This is a genomic window from Autumnicola lenta (genome assembly GCF_031846515.1).
Lineage (GTDB): Bacteria > Bacteroidota > Bacteroidia > Flavobacteriales > Flavobacteriaceae > Autumnicola > Autumnicola lenta.
On sequence record NZ_JAVRHO010000004.1, the window covers coordinates 70,845 to 93,472 of the forward strand.

The following is a 22,628-nucleotide window of genomic DNA, read 5'->3' on the forward strand; positions in this document are numbered from 1 at the left end:
TACAAAAGCATTTTTTTAATATTTCCTTTGTGAGTTAATAAAAATGAAATTATATTTGCCACCGCTTACAAGCACTGGTGCCTTAGCTCAGTTGGTAGAGCAAAGGACTGAAAATCCTTGTGTCCCTGGTTCGATTCCTGGAGGCACCACTTGAAAACCCGAGACAAACGTCTTGGGTTTTTTCGTTTTACAGCACCGCTTGGACTGAAAAAGGGATCATTCTCAAAAGTTGTGGGGGAATTGAATAATGAGAGCGATAGCAGAAAACAACTTTTAGCCAGAAGCAGGTATTTATTGTATAAATTGAGAGACAAGTGGACCAATAGTCAAAAGGAAAGAGCTGCTATTTTATTTACCAAATATCCTGACATAGAAAAAGCCTACAATCTAGTAGATGGACTGAGGAATATATTCAATAAGGCAATCGACAAAGGTGTAGCCTATACAAAACTGGCGCATTGGTACAGACAAGTAGAAGAGTCCGGATTTAAAAGCTTCAACACGGTAGCAAACAGCATCTATTCTAATTACCACTCCATAATTTTAAAAATCGTAGCACCAATGCTTCCGCCGAGTCATTCAATGCAAAAATAAAAGCATTTAGAGCACAATTAAGAGGAGCAAGAAAAACAGAATTCTTCTTGTATAGACTCGAAAAATTATTTGCTTAAAAACCAAAAACCCAGAAAATGTTCTTGATCCACCATTTACTCTTGATCCGCTATTCTGTACTAGTAGAAATAAAAAAAGGCTTCACATTTCTGTGAAGCCTTGTCTTTGCTAGTAGCGGGAACTGGACTCGAACCAGTGACCTTCGGGTTATGAGCCCGACGAGCTACCTACTGCTCTATCCCGCGATATAATATTCCAATAAATTTTTATAAGAACTTTCGGGTTATAATCCCGATGAGCGAACTTTCTGTTAAGCCAGCCGAAGCATGCTTTGCTATCCGCGATATTGGACTGCAAATATACAACTGATTTCAACTTTCACAAAGAAAAAATAAAAAAATTATTGAGTAATCCAGCTAAGTGCTTCCAGCCTGTTTTCATTGTCGTAAATTGTAATATCTGCTGCCGCTATCAGGTCCTTAAATTCAAAGGCATTCTTTATCCATGACTCATCTGTAACGACTGCGATTTTATAAAACTCCCCCCTGTGACTCACATTAAAGCCTAAATTCCTTAGAAAAGCTGTAAAGGATAATTCGTTTCCTGCTTTTAGTTCACAAAACAAGCTTACTTTATCATGTTCTTCCATTCTCTCGGAAACCATCGACACCAAATTCTTCATTAGCTCATCATCAATATCTGAATTTATTGTTACTCCAATAACATTTTCAGCAAATTCAAAAGTCGAGACCATAGTTTCATAAAGTTAAGACCCTAATTTAGAAAAAAATCCGACATACTTTTAGAGCTATTTCTTAAATAATATCTTGTTTACTGCTCAATACTTTGCGCATCAAACTCTGTTATTTCATTTGACTCGAAACTCACGGTTATTTCAAGGGGATTGCAACATATCTCACAGTCTTCTATATAGGTCTGCCTCCTCATCGAAGGATCCAGCAAAACAGAAATTTCTTCCCAGCAGTAGGGACACTGAAAGTAATGTTCGTACATATCTCTCTCCTTTTCTTTACAGTTCCACGTTAAGCAACTGACCCGTGAGCTGCAGTAACTGCAATTCGGCGAGTTTGGCATCATATTTAGCTAAATTCAGGCTTGTTCTTGCGTTAAGAAGATTTATTTGCGCCTGCCGGAACTCTATAGAAGTTATCTGGCCCAGGCTAAATTCTTCCCGGGATCGTTCAAAATTATCAAGATTAGTGGACACGTTCTCCTCCTGAATCTTATAAATGAAATACTTATTTTCAAAGTTATTAAGCGCATTTGCAATGTCTCGTTTTACTTCAAGTTCTATCTGCTCCTTAAGTAATTCCTGATTTTCATAATTAATCTTTGCATTTTGCACCTGCACAAAAGTTTGACCCCCGTCAAAAATATCCCAACTTAAACTTACCCCGGCAGAGAGTCCGTCTGTAATAGTAGTAGAACCAGGAAAAAATGCCGTCGCTGCACTACGGTTTCTATTCCAGCCATAAGAGCCACTCAAACCAATAGCGGGTAAATATCTGGATCTACTTATTTTGATATCATATTCACTTATAGTGATATTTCTTTCGATCTGAAGTAAGGAAACATTGTTTGCCTCCGCATTTTCTATAAAACTTTCCAGTCGTAGTCCAGGAAGAAAATTTACAGTAGTGTCCACGGCAAAACCAATTGCAGAAATCTCTCTGTTTAAGAGCACATTTAGATCTCTTTTGGAGTTGGCAAGCTGCTGCCTTGTATCAATAAGGATTACACTGTCATTATTCACATCTACACGTGCGTTGAGTACCGCAAGATTATTGCTTTGCCCATAATCAAATTGATACTGCGCTCTTATTTTTCGTTCTTTTGATATTTGCAGGGTTTCTTCCAAAACCTGAATATTTTCTGTTAACCGGGCTACTTCGTAATATATGCTTAATAATTGAAGCATGGTATTCTCTATTGTCTCCCGCGCTTCAAGTTGTGACAGGTTATACTGTTCTTTCAGGCTTTTGTAATTATAATACCGGCCAAGGCCATCAAAAAGGGTATAATTAAGATTTACAGCAGCATTATATCTATTACTTTCAATTCCTCTCTGTTCTAAAATATCTCCATTCTCGGGTTCTGTGGTCCGGTTATTAAGATCATAATTTGCCCCGGCAACTCCTGCCAGAGATGGAAGGTAACCGGAGTTGAGGATACTCTGGTTGTTTTCCGCAATTTCTACCTGATTATTTGCAATTTTGATTCCGTAGTTACTTTCCAGCGCACGGGTTATAACCTCTTCCTTGGTCAATACCGAATCCCGGACCTGTGCAGTCAGCTGGCTGGTAAGTACAATAACTAAAAGAAAAATACAGCTACTTATTATCCTCATGCTCATTTTCTTCTTTTTGTTCTTTAATAGAGCGCTCCATATCTTCAGCCTTTGGTTTTTCTCCTGAGGTAAGCCACTTCCCTCCAATTTTAATATTATTACTAATAGACAATAGCAAAGGCAAAAGCAAGAGAGTTAGGACGGTAGCAATAGCAATCCCATAAGAAATTGAAATAGCCATAGGTTTCAGAAACTGCGCCTGCCGGCTTTTTTCCAGAAGCAAAGGTGCAAGCCCTGCAATTGTGGTTAGCGACGTTAAGAATATTGCCCTGAACCTGGCCCGTCCTGCTTCATAAAGTGCATCTTTAAACAGCAGGCCTTCCCTCATAAATCCATTGAATTTACTTATCAGCACCAGCCCATCGTTTACCATAATTCCCACCAGCGCTATTATGCCCAGAGCGGAAAGAACATTTATAGGGAAGTCATGTAACCAGTGCCCCCATGCCACCCCAATAACACTAAATGGAATCATAAGCATTAACAGTAAGGGTTGACTATAACTTCTGAAAGTAAAGGCAATCGTAGCATAAATAAGGAACAAGATGATTGGAAGAACTGCTTTAGCCGAACTTGAAAGTTTATCTGCTTCCCGGTTTTGCCCTTCATAAGAAACTGTAAGACTGGAATAATTAGCCAGGATCTCCGGCATTACATTTTCCCTTATATCTGCCAGAATTTCGGTAGAACTGCCGTTAGGATCTTCCATATCTGCACTAACTCTTATTTCCCGAAGTCCTTCAAGGTGACTAATGGACTCTGTTCCTCTAATAATTTCATAGTTGGCTATTTCGTCAAAAGGAACCCGGTCGCCTGAAGGTGTAAGGATACGCATATCGTCCAGGTCATTTATAGAAGAACGGTTTTCGCGATTATACCTCACCCACACCCTTATTTCATCCTGTCCCCGCTGGAAACGTTGCGCCTGGGCTCCAAAGAAACCATTCCTGATCTGTCGCATTACGTTACCAAGATCAAGCCCCAGGGCATAAGCATTATCTTTAAGCTTCACATTTATCTCTTTTATCCCTTCCGGATCACTATCGGTTACATCTTTTAGCAAAGGATTATCTTCAAAAATGGCTTTCAGGTCTTCCTTGGCAGCCTCAAGCTCCTCGAGGTTATTACCTAAAAGAGAAACCGAAACCGGGGAACCACCAAAATTACCACCAGATCCAAAAGTTAAATTTTCGACTCCGTATACAGGACCTACTTCTTCCCGAATGGAATTTGTTATTTCCGGAGAACCAAAATCCCTTTCCTCTCCTGGGAGTAGATTTACCTGTAGAGAAGCTTTATTATTTCCAGGACCTACTCTTTTTATAATATTTTCGACAACCTGTTTATCACCAGATTGTCTTTCAGAATAATCTTCATTTACTCTCCAGGCGGCAGCTTCAACCATAGAAATAATAGAATCTGTACGGGCAGGATTTACACCTTCCGGCATTAACAGACTAATATTTACCTGGTCACTGGCAATACTGGGAAAAAGGGTGACGCGTATCCAGCCTCCTCCTATAGATCCTATGGTAAGGATCAGGACAGCCATTAAAATTCCGAAGGAGAGAATCTGTTGCCTAAGCACAAAAGCAAGTACAGGGCTGTATATTTTATCACGCAGATATTGCATAATTTTGTCTCCGGTACGGTTTATCACCCGCATCTTTTGAAAAAGCCCCGCAATACCGGTCTTTTTTTCTTCTGTATTCTTTCTTAAAGCTTTGGAATGAGCAATATGCGCGGGAAGAATAATAAGTGCCTCCACCAGGGAAACCACCAAAGTAAGAATTACCACAGTAGATACTTCAGCAAAAAATTCACCTATCCTGCTGTCCAGAAACATAAAGGTTGAAAAAGCAAGAATAGTAGTAATTATAGCAGAAAGGATAGAAGGCAACACTTCCATTGTTCCGTCCAGTGCTGCCTGGATTGGCGGCTTGCCTTTTTCGTATTCCTGATAAATATTTTCTGAAATTACTATCCCGTCATCTACAAGAATACCAATCACGATGATCATTCCAAATAAGGAAAGAACGTTAATTGTTACACCCAGAGATCCTGCAAAAATAAACATTCCCAAAAAGGCAACAGGTAACCCAAAAGCAACCCAAAACGCCAGGCGGGTATTTAGAAAAAGCGAAAGAAAAAACAGCACGAGCAACATTCCCACCAGTCCGTTTTCCAGCAGTAATTGTGTTCTTTGGCCAAGTGTAATGGAAGAATCGCTAACTACATCCAGTCTTATATTGCTGTTTCTCTCATTAAACGTTTCTACATATTCATTCACCTGCTCTGCAGTGGAGAGAAGGTCTTCGTTATTGGTATTGCTTACCTGAACGTTTACGGCAACGTTTCCGTTAAAAAAAGAGGCATTTGGAGTTTCTGCAAATTGATCCCTTACCGTTGCAATATCTCCAAGTCTTATAATCTGCCCTGTAGATGTAGATCGAACCACCAAATCATTAAGCGCATCTGCATAGTATACACGGCTGTTGGCACGAATAAGATAATCTTCAGCATCGGTTTTAATGGTACCGCCGGTAGAGAGGATATTTGCACTGGCAACGGTTTGCGCCACCTCTTCAAACGTAAGATTGTAAGCCAGCAAGTCGTTCTGACTTACTGCAATTTCAATTTCTTCTTCAGGGAAACCCCAGATTTCGATTTGGGAAACCCCGTCCAGCCGGCGCAAATCATTTTCTATTTGTTCGCTGATTCTTTTAAGGGTAACCAACGGAATATTCTCGCCGCTAATAGCAAAGCTAATGGTGGACCTTACCCTTTCCTCCTTGGCAACGACAAGAGGCTCCATGCCACCGGGAAAATTAGGCACCCTGTCTACCGCATTCTTCACCTCGCTTAGCATAACGTCGATATTCTCGTCACGCTCAATTTCTACAGTAATAGAACCTCCGCTTTCACGTGCGGTAGAAGTAACACGATCTATCCCGTCCAGCCCTTTAAGGTTATCCTCAATTTTAAGGATAATTCCTTCTTCAATCTCTTCCGGAGCTGATCCGGGATAATTTATATTTATGTTTATAATCCTTGAATCCTGAAGCGGAAAAAAGGAGGATTTCATGTTTAAGACCCCAACAACCCCAAAAATGACAAATGCGAAGATTACGATATTTACCGCAACCTCATATTTAATAAAATAACTTATTACTTTTCTCAAGACTATCGGATTTTTGCCGGAGCTATTCTTCTTCTATGGTGACCAACATTCCTGAATACGCTCCGGGTACAGATGCAGATACCAACCTGGCACCGTCCTCCAGCCCTTTTACTACAACAGAATTATTTGTGAAATAAACAGGATTTACTTCCACAAGATCCAACACACTATCCTTAACAACAAAGACTTTGGAACGATCTACTAAAAGTTCACGCGGTATTTCGATGGCATTCTCCTCGGCATTAGCATCCAGTCTCGCTTCCAGGTACATTCCTTCGCTAACATCTTCATCTTCAATGCGAATAAAAACCTGGATTGTTTGTGTTTCCTGGTTTACCCGGCTGTTTATCCTGCTTACAGTACCCTCATAGGTCTGAGTTCCATCAAGATTATGTAGTTCTACTTTCGCTCCCTCCTGAAGCAAATCACTGAATTTTTTGGCAATAGCTACTTCCAGCTCGTATACAGATGGATCTATAAATTCACCTAATTTCTGACCCTGCCGGATTAACGTTCCCTCATTTACCAGCGCTTCAGTAAGCACCCCGCTAAAAGGAGCGACTATTGCGTATTTCCGTAGCCTTTCCTCGAGATTTTTAATAGCGTAGTAGGAAGAGATGATGCCGCGGCCTGTAATAAAATATTTTTCTTTATCTGTGTCCAGTTCCGGCAAAGGAGGAACCGTTTTGCGGATATCAAAATTGTTGAGATAAGTTTGCCATTTCTCAAAAACCTCCGGATAATCCATACGCAAATCGGGCATAATAGCCGTTATGCTATTATAGAGATCACTTTTTGCCGATTGCACACTGGCCTGAAATTCATCTGAGTCGATATTGAGCAAAATCTGACCCCGGCTATATTTTTGCCCGGGTCTGAATTCTTTGCTGCTGCTCAGGAAGATTCCCTGTACTTCTGAATATAATTCGAATCTTTGCAAGGCCGTCACACTTCCGTTGGCGGGAACTACAATTGGCACCGTCCGGTTTTGAACAGTATCAACAAAAACCTTTTTTACAACTTTTGAAACAGGCGGTGTTTCCTGCACATTACTGGCAATAATTGCCTTTGCCCCAAAAAAAGATAGAACTATTAGAACCAGTCCTAATACCGAGAGAATAATTTTACGTTTGTCCATAATTCAATACTAGGACTTAAAAAAACCGAATTAGTTTAATTGAAGTCAAAAAAAATTTAATAATGCTAGTTATACCTGTCCAGTTCCTGCTGAATTTTCTCCCATTCCTTCATGAATTTCTCAAGTTCCATTTTTTTTGAATTGTACTTCTTAAGAAATTCCGGCTGCTCCATTGTTTTTTCATAATTGGAGGCAAGTGCCACATCTTTTTCCTTTAGCTCTTTTTCAAGCTTTGTAATACTGGCTTCTGCCTTACTCAGCCTGTTATTCAGTGATTTTAGCTTTTTCTGATCTTCGTAAGATTGTTTAGGCGAAGCTTCAGCTTTATCCTGGACTGCCGCTTTTTGCTTCTCCCGCTTCTCTACAGCACGCATATCCTCAAACTGCCGTTGCTCCAGGTAATAATCGATATCCCCAAGATACTCTTTTACATTCCTGTTTTTAAACTCATAAACTCTTGACGTTAATCCCTGCAGAAAATCCCGGTCGTGTGAAACAAGAATAAGCGTTCCTTCAAATTTCTTTAACGCCTCCTTTAAAACATTCTTGGATTTTATATCGAGGTGGTTGGTGGGCTCATCCATTACCAGCACGTTAAAAGGCTGCAGTAATAATTTACATAAGGCAAGCCGGTTACGCTCACCACCGGAAAGAACTTTCACTTTCTTATCTACTTCATCTCCACGGAATAAAAATGAACCCAGCATATCACGCACCTTACTTCGGTTCTTCTCGTTTGCAGAATCAATCATAATCTCGTGCACTGTCTTCTCCCCATCCAGGTAATCTGCCTGGTTCTGGGCGAAATATCCAAGCTGTACGTTATGTCCCAGTTTAAGATTACCGGTATATGGAATTTCGTCGATGATCATTTTGGCAAGAGTTGTTTTCCCCTGTCCGTTTTGGCCAACATAGGCAATTTTGCTTCCCCGCTCGATCAACAGGTTAATATCTTCCAGCACCTTTTTATCACCGTAAGATTTCCCTACGTGTTCTGCTTCCACCACAACTTTTCCCGGTTGTACAGAAACAGGGAAGGTAATATTCATTACCGCATTGTCATCCTCATCAACTTCAATACGATTTATTTTATCAAGTTTTTTGATCAGCGATTGCGCCATCGAAGCTTTAGAAGCTTTAGCGCGGAATTTATCTATCAGTTTTTCCGTTTGCTCAATTTCTTTCTGCTGATTCTTTTGGGCAGCCAGTTGCTGATCCCGAAGCTCTCCCCTTAGCTCCATAAATTCTGAATAAGGCTTCTTGAAATCATAGATCTGACCCAGGCTTATTTCAATGGTACGGTTGGTAACATTGTCCAGGAACATTTTATCGTGAGAAACCAGGATCACACACCCGGCATAATTATTCAGAAAAGATTCCAGCCAGATAATACTTTCAATATCCAGGTGGTTGGTAGGCTCATCCAGAAGCAAAATATCGTTACTCTGAAGCAGAAGTTTTGCCAGTTCAATACGCATTCTCCATCCTCCCGAAAAAGTATCAGTGAGTTTCCCGAAGTCTTCACGTTTAAATCCGAGACCCAGCAGTACCTTTTCGGTTTCACCTTCATAGTTATAACCTCCAATAATCTCATATTGATGCGTTATTTCGCTAAGATCCTGGATAAGCTGCGTATAAGATTCACTCTCATAATCTGTTCTTGTTGCAAGTTGCTCGTTAATATGATCGATCTGCTTTTCCAGTTTCTTGATTTCTTCAAAAGCCTGTTGCGCTTCCTGAAGCACGGTACGGCCCCTTACAAAATCGATATCCTGCTTTAAAAAGCCAATTCTCAGCTCCTTATCTTTTGCAATACTACCCGTGTCGTACTCCTGTTCTCCGGAAATTATACGAAGCATCGTAGATTTTCCCGCACCGTTCTTCCCGATAAGACCTACACGATCCCCGGCACCTAAACGAAAAGTTATTTCTTCAAAAAGATATTCTCCGTTAAACGAAACGGAAAGATTATGAATGTTAAGCATGAAAATTGATTAATTTTTGCAAAGATGATTAAATTTGTGAAGCAAAAAAAATGATATTGAGGCGCTTAAATGCTTTTTGCGATAATGTGAATTTTTAGGCATTCACCTCAGCAGACTATTTTGCAAAAACCGACTTCAGATGAAATTTTTAAAGGGAACAAAACTGTACAGCATACTTACCGGAACCTGTCCCGTATGCCAGGAAGAAAGCATTTATAAAGAACCGAATCCATACAAATTGAGCAGCATCTTTAAAATGCCCGAGCGCTGTTCCAATTGCGGCACTAAGTACAAGATCGAACCTTCATTTTTCTTTGGCGCCATGTATGTAAGCTATGCCGTGGGAGTCGCGTTTGCCGTGGCAGCATTTATTATTTCCTACTTTTTCTTTGGCAGCACACCCCTTACTGCATTCCTTGTAATCGTAGCTACCCTTGTTGTTTTTGGACCCATAATAATGCGGCTTTCAAGAAATATCTGGATCAATTTCTTTTTTAGCTATGATAGTGCGGCGGGAAAAAGAGCTACTGAAAAAAATGCAAACGGATAATGTTTTTTTTAAAGGATTTCAGGATTAAATCGTAAATTATATCGGTTTTAATCCTTTTAAAAAATGAAAAATATACCCGAAAACTGGCAAATGGTGGAGCAATACGAAGGCAACTTCATTTTTGAAGATGCAGAAAATCAATTTAGCGTTAGCGTAGATAGAATGGGAAACTTTACTCCTCCTTACGAAATAAATTTTCAGCAACTAAGCGGAACATTTACAAAAATCGGTTTTGAAGATGGCGCATACTCAGCGCATGCAGCTAATAAGGAAGAAGCACTGGAAAAAGCTTACGAGATGATGACCTTCATTAGCGGAAGAATAAAAACTAAATCTCTTATTCCCTGATTAAATAAAAAAGGTAAATGCTATAACCGCTCATTTATGGACGTATACTGTTCAGGAGTTAAATAAGAATAGTCAGTCCATTGACTATACATATTCAGTATCTCATGCACTGGAGTAGTTTGAGGATCAAATTTGCAAAGCTCTGCTTCCAAATCATCAATAGCCTCTACAACAGCATCAAGATCACTTTCATCCTCCCATAGAGCATTAGTTGCTCTTTTTCCAAATACAAGAAACTTTTCCACAACTTAACATTTTTTATTTTATCTTCTTAAAGATACTGATAAAATATAAATAAGTAACTAATTTCCAGCAGAATAACTACAAATAATATCTTAAATAAATTTCGCTTCGGTACCTTTATACATTACAAATTCCTGCAGTTTGGAAAGAATTTTGCAGGATTCTTTGCATGGCGGATGTACACGATAAAAAAACCCGAAGCTATAACATGAGCCAAATTAAAGGCAAAGATACCAAACCCGAAATGCTGGTTAGGAAATTTCTTCATTCGAACGGATTCAGATATAAACTTCACGAAAAAAAACTTCCAGGAAAGCCAGACATTGTCTTGCCTAAATATAAAACTATAATTATGGTTCACGGATGCTTCTGGCATGGACATGAAGACTGTAAATACTTCAAAATTCCTAAGACCCGAACCGAATGGTGGACAGAGAAAATAGAAAAGACAAAGAACAAGGATCAGGAGAATGAAGGAAAATTAAAAGATCTAGGATGGAAAATTATTCAAATTTATGAATGTGACTTAAAATCAGAAAAAATAAATAACACGTTAGAAAACTTACTGAAAAAGATAACCGATGGTGTCTGTTAGAAAGTTTTTGAAATTATCTGAAATGAAAATCATTTATTAGAAACGAAACTTTGTATTTTGCCACTGATAAAATTGAGAGGGAAGCATGCAGAAATATTCCGAATTGAGAAGCAAATTAGATATTAAGGTTTCTAAGCCAGAACAAATGGAATTGGCTTATTTGACCCACTTTTTACATGCAGATAAAAATGGATCTGCTAAATACTATTCAAATCCTGCAAAGGAATATCTCCAAAATTTAGGCGAGGAAAATATTCTTAAAGACAAAGATCCAGATCAATTAAGCTTCCCTATAGAATGGGATGTACCTTTTCCCCCTCCTGAGAAACCAAAATTTAAATTCATAGATCTTTTTGCAGGAATAGGAGGTTTTAGACTTTCCCTTCAGAATTTAGGAGGAAAATGCGTTTTCACCAGTGAATGGAATCATTTTGCTCAAAAAACATATGAGGCAAATTTCGGAGAAGTTCCTTTTGGTGACATTACAAAAATTGATGAGGCTAATATACCAGATCATGAAGTTCTGGTAGCCGGTTTCCCGTGTCAACCATTTTCCATTGCCGGAGTTTCTAAAAAAAATGCTCTTGGGAGGAAGCACGGATTTCTAGATGAAACTCAGGGTACACTTTTTTTTGATGTCGTCAGGATATTGAAAAAAAAGAAGCCTAAAGCTTTTCTTCTTGAGAACGTAAAAAATTTAGTTTCTCATGACAAGGGGAAGACTTTTATAGTGATTAGAGAAGCTCTTAAAGAATTAGGATACAACATCCATTACAAGGTACTGGATGGCAAGTACTATGTTCCTCAACACAGGGAGAGAATTATTATAGTTGGTTTTCGAAGAGATATCTTCGGAGGTAAGGAGGAGTTTCAATTTCCGGAACGAGAAGAAATCCCTTTTGCTCTTGAAGATATCCTTGAAGAAAAAGTAGAAGAAAAATACACACTTTCTGATAAATTATGGAAGTATTTACAGGACTACGCGGCAAAACACAAGGCAAAAGGTAACGGTTTCGGATTTGGCATGGCCAGTATGGATGGAATTACAAGAACCTTGAGCGCAAGATATTACAAAGATGGTTCTGAAATTCTTATCCCTCAGGAAAGAAGAAATCCTAGAAGACTTACTCCAAGAGAATGTGCAAGGCTACAAGGATATCCAGATTCATTCTTAATTCCCGTATCGAATAACCAAGGTTATAGACAGTTCGGAAACTCTGTAGTTGTACCCCTTATGCAGGCAGTGGGAGCAAATATTATTAAAGAATTGGAAAAAATAAATGCAGGAAATTCTACAAAAAGCCATTCAGGCTGTACAGGAGTCGCAAATAGCATACTCTAAATTTATTACACCAAATGATACTGGGGCCACCGGCGGACATCAATCCGGCTTCCATATAGCAAAGAATGCGTGGTCTCTTCTTTTTGATGAAGAAGGGCAAAAGGGAAGCAATAAGGAAAAATTCGTCACCATTAATTGGCAAGACAACTTTGAGACTCAAAGCCGGTTTATCTACTATGGTGTAGGAACCAGGAATGAATATCGTATCACTAGGTTTCAGAAAGGCTTTCCTTTTCTATCTGAAGATAATGTGGGTGATTTACTTATTCTTTGCAAAAAGGCTAATGATTATTACGAAGGATTTGTTTTGCAGACAGATGACGAAATGGAAGAATTTTTTACTGCTGTCAACATCTCAGCTAATAATACGAATCAAATTATTCCTTCACAGTTTGCAGAAACAGCAGAAAACATACTTCTAGAATGTTTCAACCGTTTTATTGATAATCTGAAAGTAGATTTTCCTCCAACAGTCCAAATGGCTCTGCAAGCCCGGAGGTGTTACAACACAGCTAACAACCTTACAGCAGCAGGCATTCGCAGGAATCCTGACAAACAAATCCTAGAATGGGTAAACGCTGAGTTCCAGCTATTCCGAATGGTCGAAAATAGTCGCTATTCGCATTTAATTCAAACACCATTTCAGGATGTAGAGCAGTTGGTAAAAACGGCTAATCAAATTCTTAACAGAAGAAAGAGCAGAGCGGGAAGATCCTTGGAACATCATCTTGACGAAATTTTCAGAGCATTCGAAGTCACATACGAAACTCAGGTAATAACAGAAGGAAAAAAAATCCCTGATTTCATTTTTCCTGGAAAAGAAGCTTACGATAATCCTAAATTTGATGAAAATAAATTGATTTTTCTGGGTGCAAAAACAACATGTAAAGATCGATGGCGCCAGATAACGAGCGAGGCAGATAGAATCCGGACAAAACATTTATTCACCCTTCAACAAGGAGTTAGCAAAAATCAATTGCGGGAAATGACGGATCAGGGCGTCCGCTTGGTTGTACCCAAACAAAATAAATTCACATTCCCTGAAGAGTTTCGAGAACAGATTTTTTCTCTTGAGAATTTCATAGGATATGTAAATCAAGTACAAGGAAAGTAACTTTTTAGAGAGGCTTCAAAAATGCCAATTTTTGGATCCTCTATTCCTGACTTCCTTCAGCCTGAGCTTCTTCCACCCACCGGTCAATTTTATTTTCCAATAACTGTAGAGGTACGGCTCCGGTTTCCAGTACTTTGCTATGATACTCTCTGATATCAAACTGGTCTCCCAATGCTGTACGGGCTTTATCACGCAATTCCTGTATCTTAAGCTGACCGATCTTATAAGAAAGCGCCTGGCCGGGATTGGCCATATACCTTTCAATTTCTGAAATCACACTGGCTTCAGATTCGGCTTCGTTATCCAGCGAATATTGTATCGCCTCTTCCCTGGTCCAGCCTTTGCTGTGCGGACCCGTGTCTACCACCAGCCTTACCGCACGGTGCATTTCTGCGCCAAGCATTCCAAAATATTGATAAGGATCTGTATAAAGTCCCAATTCTTTTCCAAGGGATTCAGAATAAAGCGCCCAACCTTCACCATAGCCGCTGTACCAAAGGGTTTTCCGGAAATCCGGCAAATCTTCATTTTCCTGGGTTAAAGAAATCTGGTAGTGATGCCCCGGGATCGCCTCATGCAGAAACAAAGATTCGTCGCTGTACACATTGTACGCAGCAGCATCGGGAACAGGAACATAAAATATTCCGGGACGGGTGCCGTCCAGAGAGCCTGGATTATATTCGGCACTGGCAGAACTCTCACGGAATTCTTCAGTCCTTCGCACTTCAAAAGCTGTTTTTGGCTTTACATTAAAAAGCTTGTTCAGGTTCGGCTGCATTCGCTGGTGAATGTCTTCAAAATTCGCAATCACTTCTTCCGGAGAACTATATGGCATCAGCTCCTTATTTTCCCGCACATAATTGAAAAATTTCTTCAGGCTACCTTCAAAACCTACCTGCTCCTTCACCTCGATCATTTCCTCCGAGATACGCTCCACTTCCTGCAGCCCGAGTTGATGAATTTCTTCCGCAGTCATGTTCGTGGTAGCATAAAGTTTGATCTGGTGCCTGTAGAATTTCTCACCGCCGGGAATATCAGCAATTCCGCTACTTTCACGACCTTCCGGAAGATAATCCTCTGTCATAAAATCGTGCATTTTTTTATACGCAGGAATCACTTTTTCTTCAATCATCTGCCTGTATTCTTCCGTCAACTGCGTTTTCTCCTCTTCAGAAAAATTTTCAGGGAAATTGTTCACCGGTCCAAAGAACAGGTGATTTTCAGCATTACCTTCAGCCATAGAAGCGAACTGCGGAATCACCTTCGTGATCAGGGAAACCGGCAGGACATATCCTTTGGCCATTCCTTCGCGCATTCTTTCTTCCGCAGAAGTCATCCAGGTAAGATAACCGTCCACACGCTTAAGCCAGTTTCGGTAATCTGCTACCGTATTAAACGGCTGCGCTCCCATGCCACTGGCGAGCTGCCCCATAAAAAGGTTAACCGACCACATCTGGTCGATAGGCATATACTTATTCTTTTCGAACTCCAGCCCTTCAAGATTTATCTCTGTCTCCCACAACAGGATCTCCCTGCTCATTTTTTCACTTTCTGCAAGATTTGCATCGTCAATTGCCTGCACTTTATCCCTGTAGGTCGTGTAATAATCACGCAAACTGTCGTGATAATCATCTGAAAGTGAATTCGGAAAACGATCGTTATAGCGCATATCCCCTGAAGTGGTTGCTGAAATTGGATTCAGCCGCAGTCCGTCTTCGTAATAATTATTCAGGATGGTATCCAGTTTTGCACCGGCCGCCATAGCTATATCTTCCTGATTAGTATTTTCGTCTTTACACCCTGTAAGCACGAGGCCCAGTAGTAACGCAGTAATTACCTTTTTAAACATTCCTGAAAGTTTAGATGAAGTAACGAAGATAGGAAAAATGTTCATTGTTCATTATCTATTGTTTATTGCCAACTGCTTATTGCTATTGATTAAATTGGATTTTTCCGGCATGGATAAAAACCAGGAGAAAACTGTAATTATAGAGCATCCCGACTGCGCTCGACGTGACATTACATTACAAAATCCTGCGAGGTTTCTGAAACCTCGTAGGTATAATTAAAATTCGTCTATTTTATATGGAAAATTCCATTTTCAATCAGACCTACAAGGTCAAAAAAGACCTTGCAGGACAGTAAATAGTCAACTTAAAAAAAATAGGAAAGAACATTCAAACTTATGGATCCACTGAAGCTGCTAAGACAGAAAATAGATGCTAAAAATTTATGGGATGCGGAAGCCGAACTTTCCCGAAATGAATATCTTAAAGTAGGCGGAAGTACAGACACCAAACTTTATTATGTCTCTGAAGGTAGCCTGCGGATTTTCATAATTGACGAGGAAGAGGAGCATACTATTCGTTTTGCATACGAGGGCAATTTTGTGGCCGCGCTCGATAGCTTCATTAGTGAACAACCTTCAGATCTTTATATCCAGGCCTTGAAGAAGACGCGGGTAAAAATGATCAAAAAAAGGAAATATAAAGACTTCATTTTCAGCAATTCCGAAAACCTGAAACTATGGCACGTAATCCTGGAGCAACTGGTTTTTCAGCAAATGGAAAGAGAAAGAGACCTGCTTACTTCCTCCCCTTCCGAAAGATATCAAAGGGTCCTGCAAAGAAGTCCGCGGCTCTTTCAGGAAATTCCCGGTCGCTATATCGCTTCCTATTTAAGAATGACTCCGGAAACATTTTCAAGAATTAAAAAGTCTTGATTCAGATCAAGGTTTGCGTTTACAAAAGCTTCGATATTTGTTTTTAAAATATATAATATGAAATCATCTTCTGAAGACCTCATTGCTGATTTGAGTGAGCGAACCCGTGATAATCTCCAAAAAGCAGAACAACTAATGATGCTTCCATTGGAAAAATTAAATCATAAGGAGAACATCGGGTCCTGGAGTGCGTTAGAATGTTTGAAACACCTTAACCTTTACGGAGACTTCTATTTGCCCGAGATAGAAAAGCGGATCAACCGAAGTTCTCACGCTGCTGAAGATAAGTTCAAATCCGGCCGAATCGGTAATTACTTTGCCCAAATGATGCTGCCCGGAGAAAACATGAAAAAGATAAAAACCTTTAAAAATAAAAATCCCGCCGGCAGCAAGCTTGACAAGAGAACCATTGAAGAATTTATTGTTCAGCAAAAGAAGCTGTTGGAACTCCTGGACAGCGCCAGAAATGTTAGCCTTAATAAAACAAAGACTTCCATTAGCATCTCAAGTTTCCTAAAATTGAAATTGGGAGATACTTTTAGAGTAATGATTTATCACAACGAACGGCATGTTTTGCAGGCGCAAAAATCACTAAAAGAAACCAGTATATAAAACCCATAAAAAAACCTCCTTATAAATATAAAACCATCAAAATTTTACGACCATCAATTTATTTTTTGTAAATTATATCACTTTTAATTAAAAAATATGCAGTCATGGAAGATGCTTCAAAAAATTCAAATCTGATAAAAAAGTGTGTGGGCGATTTTATTTTCAGGAAGCACAGTGGCATAAAAGTCAATGAATCCGGAGCACTTGTTCTTCCGCAGGAAATAAGCTTTTATAAACTGGGCGGAAAATTTATTAAAATAGAAATGATAAATTCCGGATCTTCAAAAAAATCAAAAAAGCAGAAAATCTTCCGATGCGCCTATAAGATGATGACGCGGTTTAACCGCTCCCTTAATTAATTCCGCATTCTTCTTCCGCAGCAATTATACTCAAAATAATAAAAGGTCGATAATTGGCATTTTAGAACAGCCACTTATCAACCTTTTTAAGTATTAGTATTAAAACTTCAGTATTGAATTGCTGCTTAATTCTAGTTTGGATTTTCAGCAGAAGAAATGTCAATCAGTTTTATTTTCCACTGGCTGTCGCCACTCTCCTGCTCCCAAATAATGGTATAGGTTCCTTCCTCCTGCATAGTTTGTACATTAGAAAAAGTCCCGGCCTGGTATTTAATTGTTTCACCAGAGCCATCAAGAGTCGCTTCCCTGGCAAGGCCTCTCATTGTGGCTGCATTGGTATCGAACCAGGATGTTATACTATCAACAGTAGAAATCCTTTTCCCACCGGTAAGTAAAACAGCATCATCTGAAATGCTTTCCCTAAACCGCAACGAATCTGCTTCGTTGTTACTCTCATTCTCGTCATCTTCCCAATACTTGTCCCAGTCCTCCATGAGATTTCCCGGATTGTTTATCTCGTTTTCTACAGTAACCTCATCCTGAATTTCTGGTTCTTCTTCCTGAATTTCCTCATTTCGCTCCGGTCCGGAGTTACAGGAAGCAAAAACTGCAAATGTTAGTAAGAATAATAATTTTGAAAATTTCATAATCTATGGTTTTTTAGTTTACCTGTTAAGATAAGACTTCTGAAGGAAAATAAATTGCACTAAAATGCTCTTTGGAATATTATAACGTTTCAGTTCTTATAGCAACTTGAAGAAATTAGAGGTAAGAATTTAAAAGTGGAAACGGTTTTCAGAATAACTTCTGCGGAAATCTGCGCGATCTGCGGGAGATTTTTGAGAAAAAATTGTTTGAAATTCGTGTATTCGTGGTGGAATAAATTGGTCTTAGACTGTTAGACTGTAGGTCGAAAATTACCATGTTAGGGCTGCTTCTTTTCATAAACCGGTAGATCAAATGTTGATCTAAAGACCGAAATTTTCTAATTTAACATCCCTTCGACAAGCTCAGGGGGACTAAATTCTGAACGCAAAAAGATATCGAATAAACTTCGACAAGCTTTGTGTGACATCCCGAACAAAACAGTGAGAGTCAGGCTGAGCCTGTCGAAGCCCGTTTTCACTGTAGGTCGAAAATTGGCATTTTAGAGCTGCTTTTTTTCATAAACCAATAGATCAAATGTTGATCTAAAGACTGGATAATTACCAATTTAACTCCCCTTCGACAAGCTCAGGGGGACTATAAATCCTGAACGCAAAGAGATATCGAATAAACTTCGACAAGCTTTGTGTGACATCCCGAACAAAACAGTTGAGAGTCTGGCTGAGCCTGTCGAAGCCCGTTTTCACTGTAGGTCGAAAATTGGCATTTTAGAGTTGGCTCCTATTGCTTAATTTGAATAAAAAATAGATAATATAAATTTGCTGAAACCAGTCCACACTTCGACAAGCTTTGTGTGACATCCCGAACAAAACAGTTGAGAGTCAGGCTGAGCCTGTCGAAGCCCGTTTTACTGTAGACCGAAAATTACCATTTTAGAGCTGCTTCTTTTCATAAACCGGTAGATCAAATGTTGATCTAAAGATTGATAATTACCAATTTAACATCCCTTCGACAAGCTCAGGGGGACTATAAATCCTGAACGCAAAGAGATTTTAAATAAAGAAACCTCCACAACTCACAACAGACCACTATTTCCGGGGCATATATTATCTGGTATTAGTGGATTCATGGTGAATCAAGTAAAACAATTTTGAAGCTGCAGGTCGAAAATTGTCTTTTTTAACATCCCTTCGACAAGCTCAGGGGGACTAAATTCTGAATGGTGGATACAGGAGGCAAGCGCCGGGATGCTAAAAAAATTCGTGGATTCATGGCAAAAGAAACATCAGCAAACCTTCATATTGCCACATTTCATACCTTTTCAACTCGTTAAATTCTTGTTATTTACAAACCTCTTAACTCCTTTCCCACCAGGAAAATTGGATATTTAGGGAAATGAAGAGAAAATGGACCTTAGTAATAAAGTCGCAGTAGTAACAGGAGCCAGCAGCGGAATAGGAATGGCCATTGCAAAAAAACTCTCTACTGAAGGCTGCCACGTGGCATTAGCGAGCCGGAGTGTAGATAAATTAAAAGAGTTACAAATGGAACTCGGAAAAAAAAGCATGGTCGTGGAGATGGACGTAAGTCTTACAGACAGCGTCTCCCACGGTTTTAAGCAGGTAGTAAAAGAATTTGGCAGAATAGACATTCTGGTTAATTCTGCCGGTGTTATGCCGCTTACCTATCTTAAAAACCGTCATTTGGATGAATGGCTGCAGACAGTAGAAGTCAATTTAAAAGGTTGTCTCAGGTGTATCTATTCCGTGCTTCCGCATATGAAGGAGCAGAAAAACGGACATATTGTGAACATAGCGTCTGTTGACGGAAAAGAAATTTTTGAAGGCGGTGCCGTTTATGGTGCTTCAAAAGCTGCAGTTATTGCACTTTCCAAAGCTATGCGGATGGAACTTTCCCCGGAATTTAATATTCGCGTCACCGCGATAGAACCGGGAACGGTTGCCACCAACCTTCGGGACGATATTACAGATCAGGAATTGCTGGATGATAAGGAATATGGCGATAGCGAAGCAAAACTGGATACAGAAAACATAGCCGACGCTGTTTTTTACGCAATATCGCAACCCGAAAGTGTAAACGTCAACGAATTACTCATCAAACCAACAGGAAAAGCATAAATTACAGATAATTCTAATCTAAATCTAAAATCAGATCAATATGAATGACGCAGTAATAAAAACAGGAGAAAAATTAGTAGCAAGAGGCGGCGATCTCGCAGCAATGGGTGGAAAACTCATTGCCAAAGCCACAGCCTTTAAAGTGGGAAAAACCCTTGCAACCAGAGGTGGAGTAATAGGCGTGGGAATTGCAGCCGCAGCGGGTGTAGGCTATCTTGCTTACAAGTACATGGAGACTAACAGCGATGGGATCAATGAGAAAAAAACGAAGTTTAAAAACAAGCTGAAAAAGAAGAAGAAAGATCTTAGTGGTAACTATAAAGGAGTAAAAGGAGATAAGAAGATCGTGGTTTAATTCTCCACCACAATAAAAGTATAGCAGGCAGTCCAAAAATCGATTATCCAGACTGGCAGAATTATTTTCTGGTGTAGCTAAAATTTTCTACACAAATACAGGAAATTAATCAGCAGGTCGATAATTGTCATTTTTGGACTGCCTCTTTTTTGTATCATATTATCAGTATATTTAGTGGATAAACTTTCCTTTCCATGAAAAATGTACTGCTGCTTTTGCTCGTGTTTTCCATTGCTTTCCCTTCCAACTCCCAAACCAGAAAACCTGCACAAATAGAAATTAAAAAAGGTAAAATAGAAGGCTATTATGATGCTGAAAAAGATCTTTCAATTTATCTGGGCGTTCCTTTTGCACAACCTCCGGTGGGAGAATTACGATGGAAGGCTCCGCAGGAGCTGGAAACCTGGGAAGGTGTAAAAGAAACTGCCAATTTTGGTCCTTCTCCGGTTCAGGCAAGGGTATTTGATGATATGATATTCCGTAGCAATAGCCAGAGTGAAGACTGCCTCTATCTTAATGTATGGACACCGGCCAAAAGAGGCACCGCAAAGTTACCCGTACTCGTTTACTTTTATGGCGGTGGTTTTGTGGCCGGAGATGCGTCTGAACCACGGTATGACGGCGCTGCCATGGCACAAAAAGGTATTGTTGCAGTAACAGTAAATTACCGACTTAACATTTTCGGATTTTTTGCTCACCCCGAACTTAGTGAGGAAGCAGAATATAGTGCCTCAGGAAACTACGGCCTTCTCGATCAGCATGCGGCATTAAAATGGGTGCAGGAAAACATAGCGGCTTTTGGCGGCGATCCCGATAAAGTTACTATTGCGGGAGAATCTGCCGGTTCAATTTCTGTTAGCGCGCAAATGGCTTCTCCCCTGTCCAAAGATCTTATTGATGGAGCTATTGGTGAGAGCGGTGCTGCCATTAAACCGACCATGGCGCCGGTTTCTTTAGCTGAAGCTGAAAAAAAGGGAGCTGAATTTGCTAAAAAAAATGGTTATACTTCCATTGAAGAGATGCGTGACACCAGCACTTCTGAAATCTTTGAAGATTATCAAAAATCTGGTGCTTTCAGGTTTTCCAGTGTTATCGACGGTTACTTTTTTCCGGAAACACTTCCGGAGATTTTCAGAAACGGAAATCAGGCTCAGGTTCCGCTGCTTTTAGGATGGAATTCTGCCGAGATTTCCGGCACAGCTTTTATGCAGGGACAACCTTATTCCGAAGAAAATTATATTCTAAAAGTAAAAGAAACATTCCCTGAAGATTTTGAGGAAGTGCTGGAACTGTACCCGCACGGTTCTTCAGAAGAAATCGAAGAATCTGCCACTGCACTGGCTTCCGACAGGTTTATTTCTTACAGTACCTGGAAATGGTTTGACCTGCACCGTAAAAACAGCGATGCACCTGTATACCGCTACCTTTACAGCAAATTAAGACCACAGCTTAGCGGCAAAACAAATGAACCACAGCAAAACCAAATTGGCGCACCACATGCTGCAGAAATTGAATATTTTATGGGCAATCTGGACCGTATCGATACTTTCGAATGGACAGAAGACGATTATTTGGTTTCTGATACCATCATGCAATATTTGGGAAATTTCATCAAAACCGGGAATCCAAACGGCGAAAATTTACCTGAATGGCCCGCTGCAAAAGCTTCTGATGTTACTCCGCCGGTAATGATCATCGACACAAAGTTTGAAGCCAGGGATGCACAAAACGACGGACGATATTTCTTCCTGGATAAGGCTTACGGTAACAATCAGTAGGATTTTATAGTTCACTGATTTAAACTATATTCTGCGAGCAAGGTGTTAAAACAAAGGAATCTTCAGTCTCTTAATTATTAAAAAATGTCTGCAAGCTTCCTTTAACTTTGTAAGTTTCGTTAAACATGGTTACAGCTTAGTTAAAGATGTTTTAAAGCTTTTGAAGATCAATCTAATTCCGTTTAATTTTAAATAAATCTAAATGTTGAAACAGGGAGATTTGCGCCCAAAGAGGCCGAAGTAAAGAATAATTTTCAAATAAAATTAAACATCATGAAAGTAAAGAAAACAGCAAAAGAAGCAGGAGAAAAAGCAGCTAAACTATGGGCTGCAAAGAAAGGGCTTGGACTAGCCGGAAGCCTCCTAAAGTGGGGAGCTCTTGCGGGAGTAGCCTATCTTGGATATCAATTCTACAAGGAAAACTACGAATAAAACATAGCGGACTACACGCCGGCACTTCAGGTTAAAAATCCAGAAGTGTAATAGTTACAATCTTGATGGAAAGTTTATGATCAAAATAAGCTTTCCATTTAAAGTTAATGTGAATAACATTACAATTGCATGGCGATTACCACTACATTT

21 protein-coding genes, 2 tRNA genes and 1 pseudogene are annotated in these 22,628 nt (G+C 39.7%); 14 read left to right on the top strand and 10 right to left on the bottom strand.

The genetic code is table 11. The features are described from left to right. Window positions 1-76 precede the first annotated feature (76 nt). Window positions 77-149, top strand: a tRNA-Phe gene (locus tag RM545_RS03660). 82 nt (window positions 150-231) lie between these two features. Then, a pseudogene (locus tag RM545_RS03665) lies at window positions 232-671 on the top strand (ISL3 family transposase). A 113-nt stretch (window positions 672-784) separates the two neighbouring features. Here RM545_RS03665 and RM545_RS03670 read toward each other — a convergent pair. The 7 genes from RM545_RS03670 to RM545_RS03700 form a co-directional block, all read right to left on the bottom strand. Further along, a tRNA-Met gene (locus RM545_RS03670) sits at window positions 785-857 on the bottom strand. A gap of 155 nt (window positions 858-1,012) precedes the next feature. Then, on the bottom strand, window positions 1,013-1,366 hold the full coding sequence (locus RM545_RS03675; RefSeq protein WP_311493962.1) for a SpoIIAA family protein: 354 nt from the start codon (window positions 1,364-1,366) through the stop codon (window positions 1,013-1,015). A gap of 77 nt (window positions 1,367-1,443) precedes the next feature. Continuing rightward, window positions 1,444-1,626 (bottom strand): CPXCG motif-containing cysteine-rich protein, encoded by a 183-nt coding sequence (locus tag RM545_RS03680; RefSeq protein ID WP_311493963.1) that lies wholly within the window; start codon window positions 1,624-1,626, stop codon window positions 1,444-1,446. A gap of 16 nt (window positions 1,627-1,642) precedes the next feature. After that, window positions 1,643-2,980: a TolC family protein gene (locus RM545_RS03685; RefSeq protein WP_311494080.1), complete on the bottom strand. Its 1,338-nt coding sequence runs from the start codon at window positions 2,978-2,980 to the stop codon at window positions 1,643-1,645. After that, a complete protein-coding gene (locus tag RM545_RS03690) occupies window positions 2,964-6,161 on the bottom strand; it encodes an efflux RND transporter permease subunit (protein WP_311493964.1) in 3,198 nt (1,065 codons plus the stop codon). The genes RM545_RS03685 and RM545_RS03690 overlap by 17 nt, the downstream gene beginning before the upstream one ends. A 22-nt stretch (window positions 6,162-6,183) precedes the next feature. Beyond that, a complete protein-coding gene (locus RM545_RS03695; RefSeq protein WP_311493965.1) occupies window positions 6,184-7,299 on the bottom strand; it encodes an efflux RND transporter periplasmic adaptor subunit in 1,116 nt (371 codons plus the stop codon). 65 nt (window positions 7,300-7,364) lie between these two features. Continuing rightward, a complete protein-coding gene (locus tag RM545_RS03700) occupies window positions 7,365-9,284 on the bottom strand; it encodes an ABC-F family ATP-binding cassette domain-containing protein (RefSeq protein WP_311493966.1) in 1,920 nt (639 codons plus the stop codon). 139 nt (window positions 9,285-9,423) lie between these two features. Here RM545_RS03700 and RM545_RS03705 point away from each other — a divergent pair, with 139 nt between their 5' ends. Together RM545_RS03705 and RM545_RS03710 are read left to right on the top strand one after the other, a co-directional pair. Continuing rightward, window positions 9,424-9,834 carry a DUF983 domain-containing protein gene (locus RM545_RS03705; RefSeq protein ID WP_311493967.1) on the top strand — a complete coding sequence of 137 codons (411 nt, stop codon included), beginning with the start codon at window positions 9,424-9,426 and terminating at the stop codon, window positions 9,832-9,834. 63 nt (window positions 9,835-9,897) lie between these two features. After that, window positions 9,898-10,182, top strand: coding sequence for a hypothetical protein (locus tag RM545_RS03710; RefSeq protein WP_311493968.1), 285 nt, complete (start codon window positions 9,898-9,900; stop codon window positions 10,180-10,182). A gap of 20 nt (window positions 10,183-10,202) precedes the next feature. Here RM545_RS03710 and RM545_RS03715 read toward each other — a convergent pair whose 3' ends face one another. Beyond that, window positions 10,203-10,427, bottom strand: coding sequence for a hypothetical protein (locus RM545_RS03715; RefSeq protein WP_311493969.1), 225 nt, complete (start codon window positions 10,425-10,427; stop codon window positions 10,203-10,205). 167 nt (window positions 10,428-10,594) lie between these two features. On the opposite strand from RM545_RS03715, the gene RM545_RS03720 reads away from it, so the two are divergent. The 3 genes from RM545_RS03720 to RM545_RS03730 all read left to right on the top strand — a co-directional run bounded on the left by RM545_RS03720 (window position 10,595) and on the right by RM545_RS03730 (window position 13,476). After that, entirely contained in the window at window positions 10,595-11,020 is a 426-nt protein-coding gene (locus RM545_RS03720; RefSeq protein WP_311493970.1) for a very short patch repair endonuclease, read from the top strand. Window positions 11,021-11,123: 103 nt separating this feature from the next. Continuing rightward, on the top strand, window positions 11,124-12,362 hold the full coding sequence (gene dcm, locus RM545_RS03725; protein WP_311493971.1) for a DNA (cytosine-5-)-methyltransferase: 1,239 nt from the start codon (window positions 11,124-11,126) through the stop codon (window positions 12,360-12,362). Further along, window positions 12,301-13,476 (top strand): type II restriction endonuclease, encoded by a 1,176-nt coding sequence (locus RM545_RS03730; RefSeq protein WP_311493972.1) that lies wholly within the window; start codon window positions 12,301-12,303, stop codon window positions 13,474-13,476. Before dcm ends, RM545_RS03730 begins: the two co-directional genes overlap by 62 nt. A gap of 40 nt (window positions 13,477-13,516) precedes the next feature. On the opposite strand, the gene RM545_RS03735 is transcribed toward RM545_RS03730, so the two are convergent. Next, window positions 13,517-15,325 carry a DUF885 domain-containing protein gene (locus RM545_RS03735; RefSeq protein WP_311493973.1) on the bottom strand — a complete coding sequence of 603 codons (1,809 nt, stop codon included), beginning with the start codon at window positions 15,323-15,325 and terminating at the stop codon, window positions 13,517-13,519. Window positions 15,326-15,661: 336 nt separating this feature from the next. On the opposite strand from RM545_RS03735, the gene RM545_RS03740 reads away from it, so the two are divergent. The 3 genes from RM545_RS03740 to RM545_RS03750 all read left to right on the top strand — a co-directional run bounded on the left by RM545_RS03740 (window position 15,662) and on the right by RM545_RS03750 (window position 17,169). Next, complete coding sequence (locus tag RM545_RS03740; protein ID WP_311493974.1) at window positions 15,662-16,198, top strand: Crp/Fnr family transcriptional regulator; 537 nt, start codon at window positions 15,662-15,664, stop codon at window positions 16,196-16,198. Between the two features lie 57 nt (window positions 16,199-16,255). Beyond that, window positions 16,256-16,810, top strand: a complete 555-nt coding sequence (locus RM545_RS03745) for a DinB family protein (protein WP_311493975.1) — start codon at window positions 16,256-16,258, stop codon at window positions 16,808-16,810. A 104-nt stretch (window positions 16,811-16,914) separates the two neighbouring features. Beyond that, complete coding sequence (locus tag RM545_RS03750; protein WP_311493976.1) at window positions 16,915-17,169, top strand: hypothetical protein; 255 nt, start codon at window positions 16,915-16,917, stop codon at window positions 17,167-17,169. A gap of 131 nt (window positions 17,170-17,300) precedes the next feature. Here the strand turns inward: RM545_RS03750 and RM545_RS03755 are convergent, their stop codons facing one another. Next, on the bottom strand, window positions 17,301-17,816 hold the full coding sequence (locus tag RM545_RS03755) for a hypothetical protein (RefSeq protein ID WP_311493977.1): 516 nt from the start codon (window positions 17,814-17,816) through the stop codon (window positions 17,301-17,303). Window positions 17,817-19,181: 1,365 nt separating this feature from the next. Here RM545_RS03755 and RM545_RS03760 point away from each other — a divergent pair. The 4 genes from RM545_RS03760 to RM545_RS03775 all read left to right on the top strand — a co-directional run bounded on the left by RM545_RS03760 (window position 19,182) and on the right by RM545_RS03775 (window position 22,478). Further along, window positions 19,182-19,913 carry an SDR family oxidoreductase gene (locus tag RM545_RS03760; protein WP_311493978.1) on the top strand — a complete coding sequence of 244 codons (732 nt, stop codon included), beginning with the start codon at window positions 19,182-19,184 and terminating at the stop codon, window positions 19,911-19,913. A gap of 40 nt (window positions 19,914-19,953) precedes the next feature. Beyond that, window positions 19,954-20,268 (top strand): hypothetical protein, encoded by a 315-nt coding sequence (locus RM545_RS03765; RefSeq protein WP_311493979.1) that lies wholly within the window; start codon window positions 19,954-19,956, stop codon window positions 20,266-20,268. A gap of 194 nt (window positions 20,269-20,462) precedes the next feature. Then, a complete protein-coding gene (locus tag RM545_RS03770; RefSeq protein WP_311493980.1) occupies window positions 20,463-22,046 on the top strand; it encodes a carboxylesterase/lipase family protein in 1,584 nt (527 codons plus the stop codon). Window positions 22,047-22,319: 273 nt separating this feature from the next. Then, a complete protein-coding gene (locus RM545_RS03775) occupies window positions 22,320-22,478 on the top strand; it encodes a hypothetical protein (RefSeq protein ID WP_311493981.1) in 159 nt (52 codons plus the stop codon). Window positions 22,479-22,628 lie beyond the last annotated feature (150 nt).

Excerpts from the sequence above, each read along its gene's own strand:
- RM545_RS03710 (WP_311493968.1), top strand. The coding sequence starts at position 9,898 with ATGAAAAATATACCCGAAAACTGGCAAATGGTGGAGCAATACGAAGGC.
- RM545_RS03760 (WP_311493978.1), top strand. The coding sequence starts at position 19,182 with ATGGACCTTAGTAATAAAGTCGCAGTAGTAACAGGAGCCAGCAGCGGA.
- RM545_RS03745 (WP_311493975.1), top strand. The coding sequence starts at position 16,256 with ATGAAATCATCTTCTGAAGACCTCATTGCTGATTTGAGTGAGCGAACC.
- RM545_RS03765 (WP_311493979.1), top strand. The coding sequence starts at position 19,954 with ATGAATGACGCAGTAATAAAAACAGGAGAAAAATTAGTAGCAAGAGGC.
- RM545_RS03755 (WP_311493977.1), bottom strand. The coding sequence starts at position 17,816 with ATGAAATTTTCAAAATTATTATTCTTACTAACATTTGCAGTTTTTGCT.
- RM545_RS03680 (WP_311493963.1), bottom strand. The coding sequence starts at position 1,626 with ATGTACGAACATTACTTTCAGTGTCCCTACTGCTGGGAAGAAATTTCT.
- RM545_RS03720 (WP_311493970.1), top strand. The coding sequence starts at position 10,595 with ATGGCGGATGTACACGATAAAAAAACCCGAAGCTATAACATGAGCCAA.
- RM545_RS03685 (WP_311494080.1), bottom strand. The coding sequence starts at position 2,980 with ATGAGGATAATAAGTAGCTGTATTTTTCTTTTAGTTATTGTACTTACC.
- RM545_RS03675 (WP_311493962.1), bottom strand. The coding sequence starts at position 1,366 with ATGGTCTCGACTTTTGAATTTGCTGAAAATGTTATTGGAGTAACAATA.
- RM545_RS03705 (WP_311493967.1), top strand. The coding sequence starts at position 9,424 with ATGAAATTTTTAAAGGGAACAAAACTGTACAGCATACTTACCGGAACC.
- RM545_RS03750 (WP_311493976.1), top strand. The coding sequence starts at position 16,915 with ATGGAAGATGCTTCAAAAAATTCAAATCTGATAAAAAAGTGTGTGGGC.
- RM545_RS03735 (WP_311493973.1), bottom strand. The coding sequence starts at position 15,325 with ATGTTTAAAAAGGTAATTACTGCGTTACTACTGGGCCTCGTGCTTACA.
- RM545_RS03740 (WP_311493974.1), top strand. The coding sequence starts at position 15,662 with ATGGATCCACTGAAGCTGCTAAGACAGAAAATAGATGCTAAAAATTTA.
- RM545_RS03700 (WP_311493966.1), bottom strand. The coding sequence starts at position 9,284 with ATGCTTAACATTCATAATCTTTCCGTTTCGTTTAACGGAGAATATCTT.
- RM545_RS03695 (WP_311493965.1), bottom strand. The coding sequence starts at position 7,299 with ATGGACAAACGTAAAATTATTCTCTCGGTATTAGGACTGGTTCTAATA.
- RM545_RS03775 (WP_311493981.1), top strand. The coding sequence starts at position 22,320 with ATGAAAGTAAAGAAAACAGCAAAAGAAGCAGGAGAAAAAGCAGCTAAA.
- RM545_RS03770 (WP_311493980.1), top strand. The coding sequence starts at position 20,463 with ATGAAAAATGTACTGCTGCTTTTGCTCGTGTTTTCCATTGCTTTCCCT.
- RM545_RS03730 (WP_311493972.1), top strand. The coding sequence starts at position 12,301 with ATGCAGGAAATTCTACAAAAAGCCATTCAGGCTGTACAGGAGTCGCAA.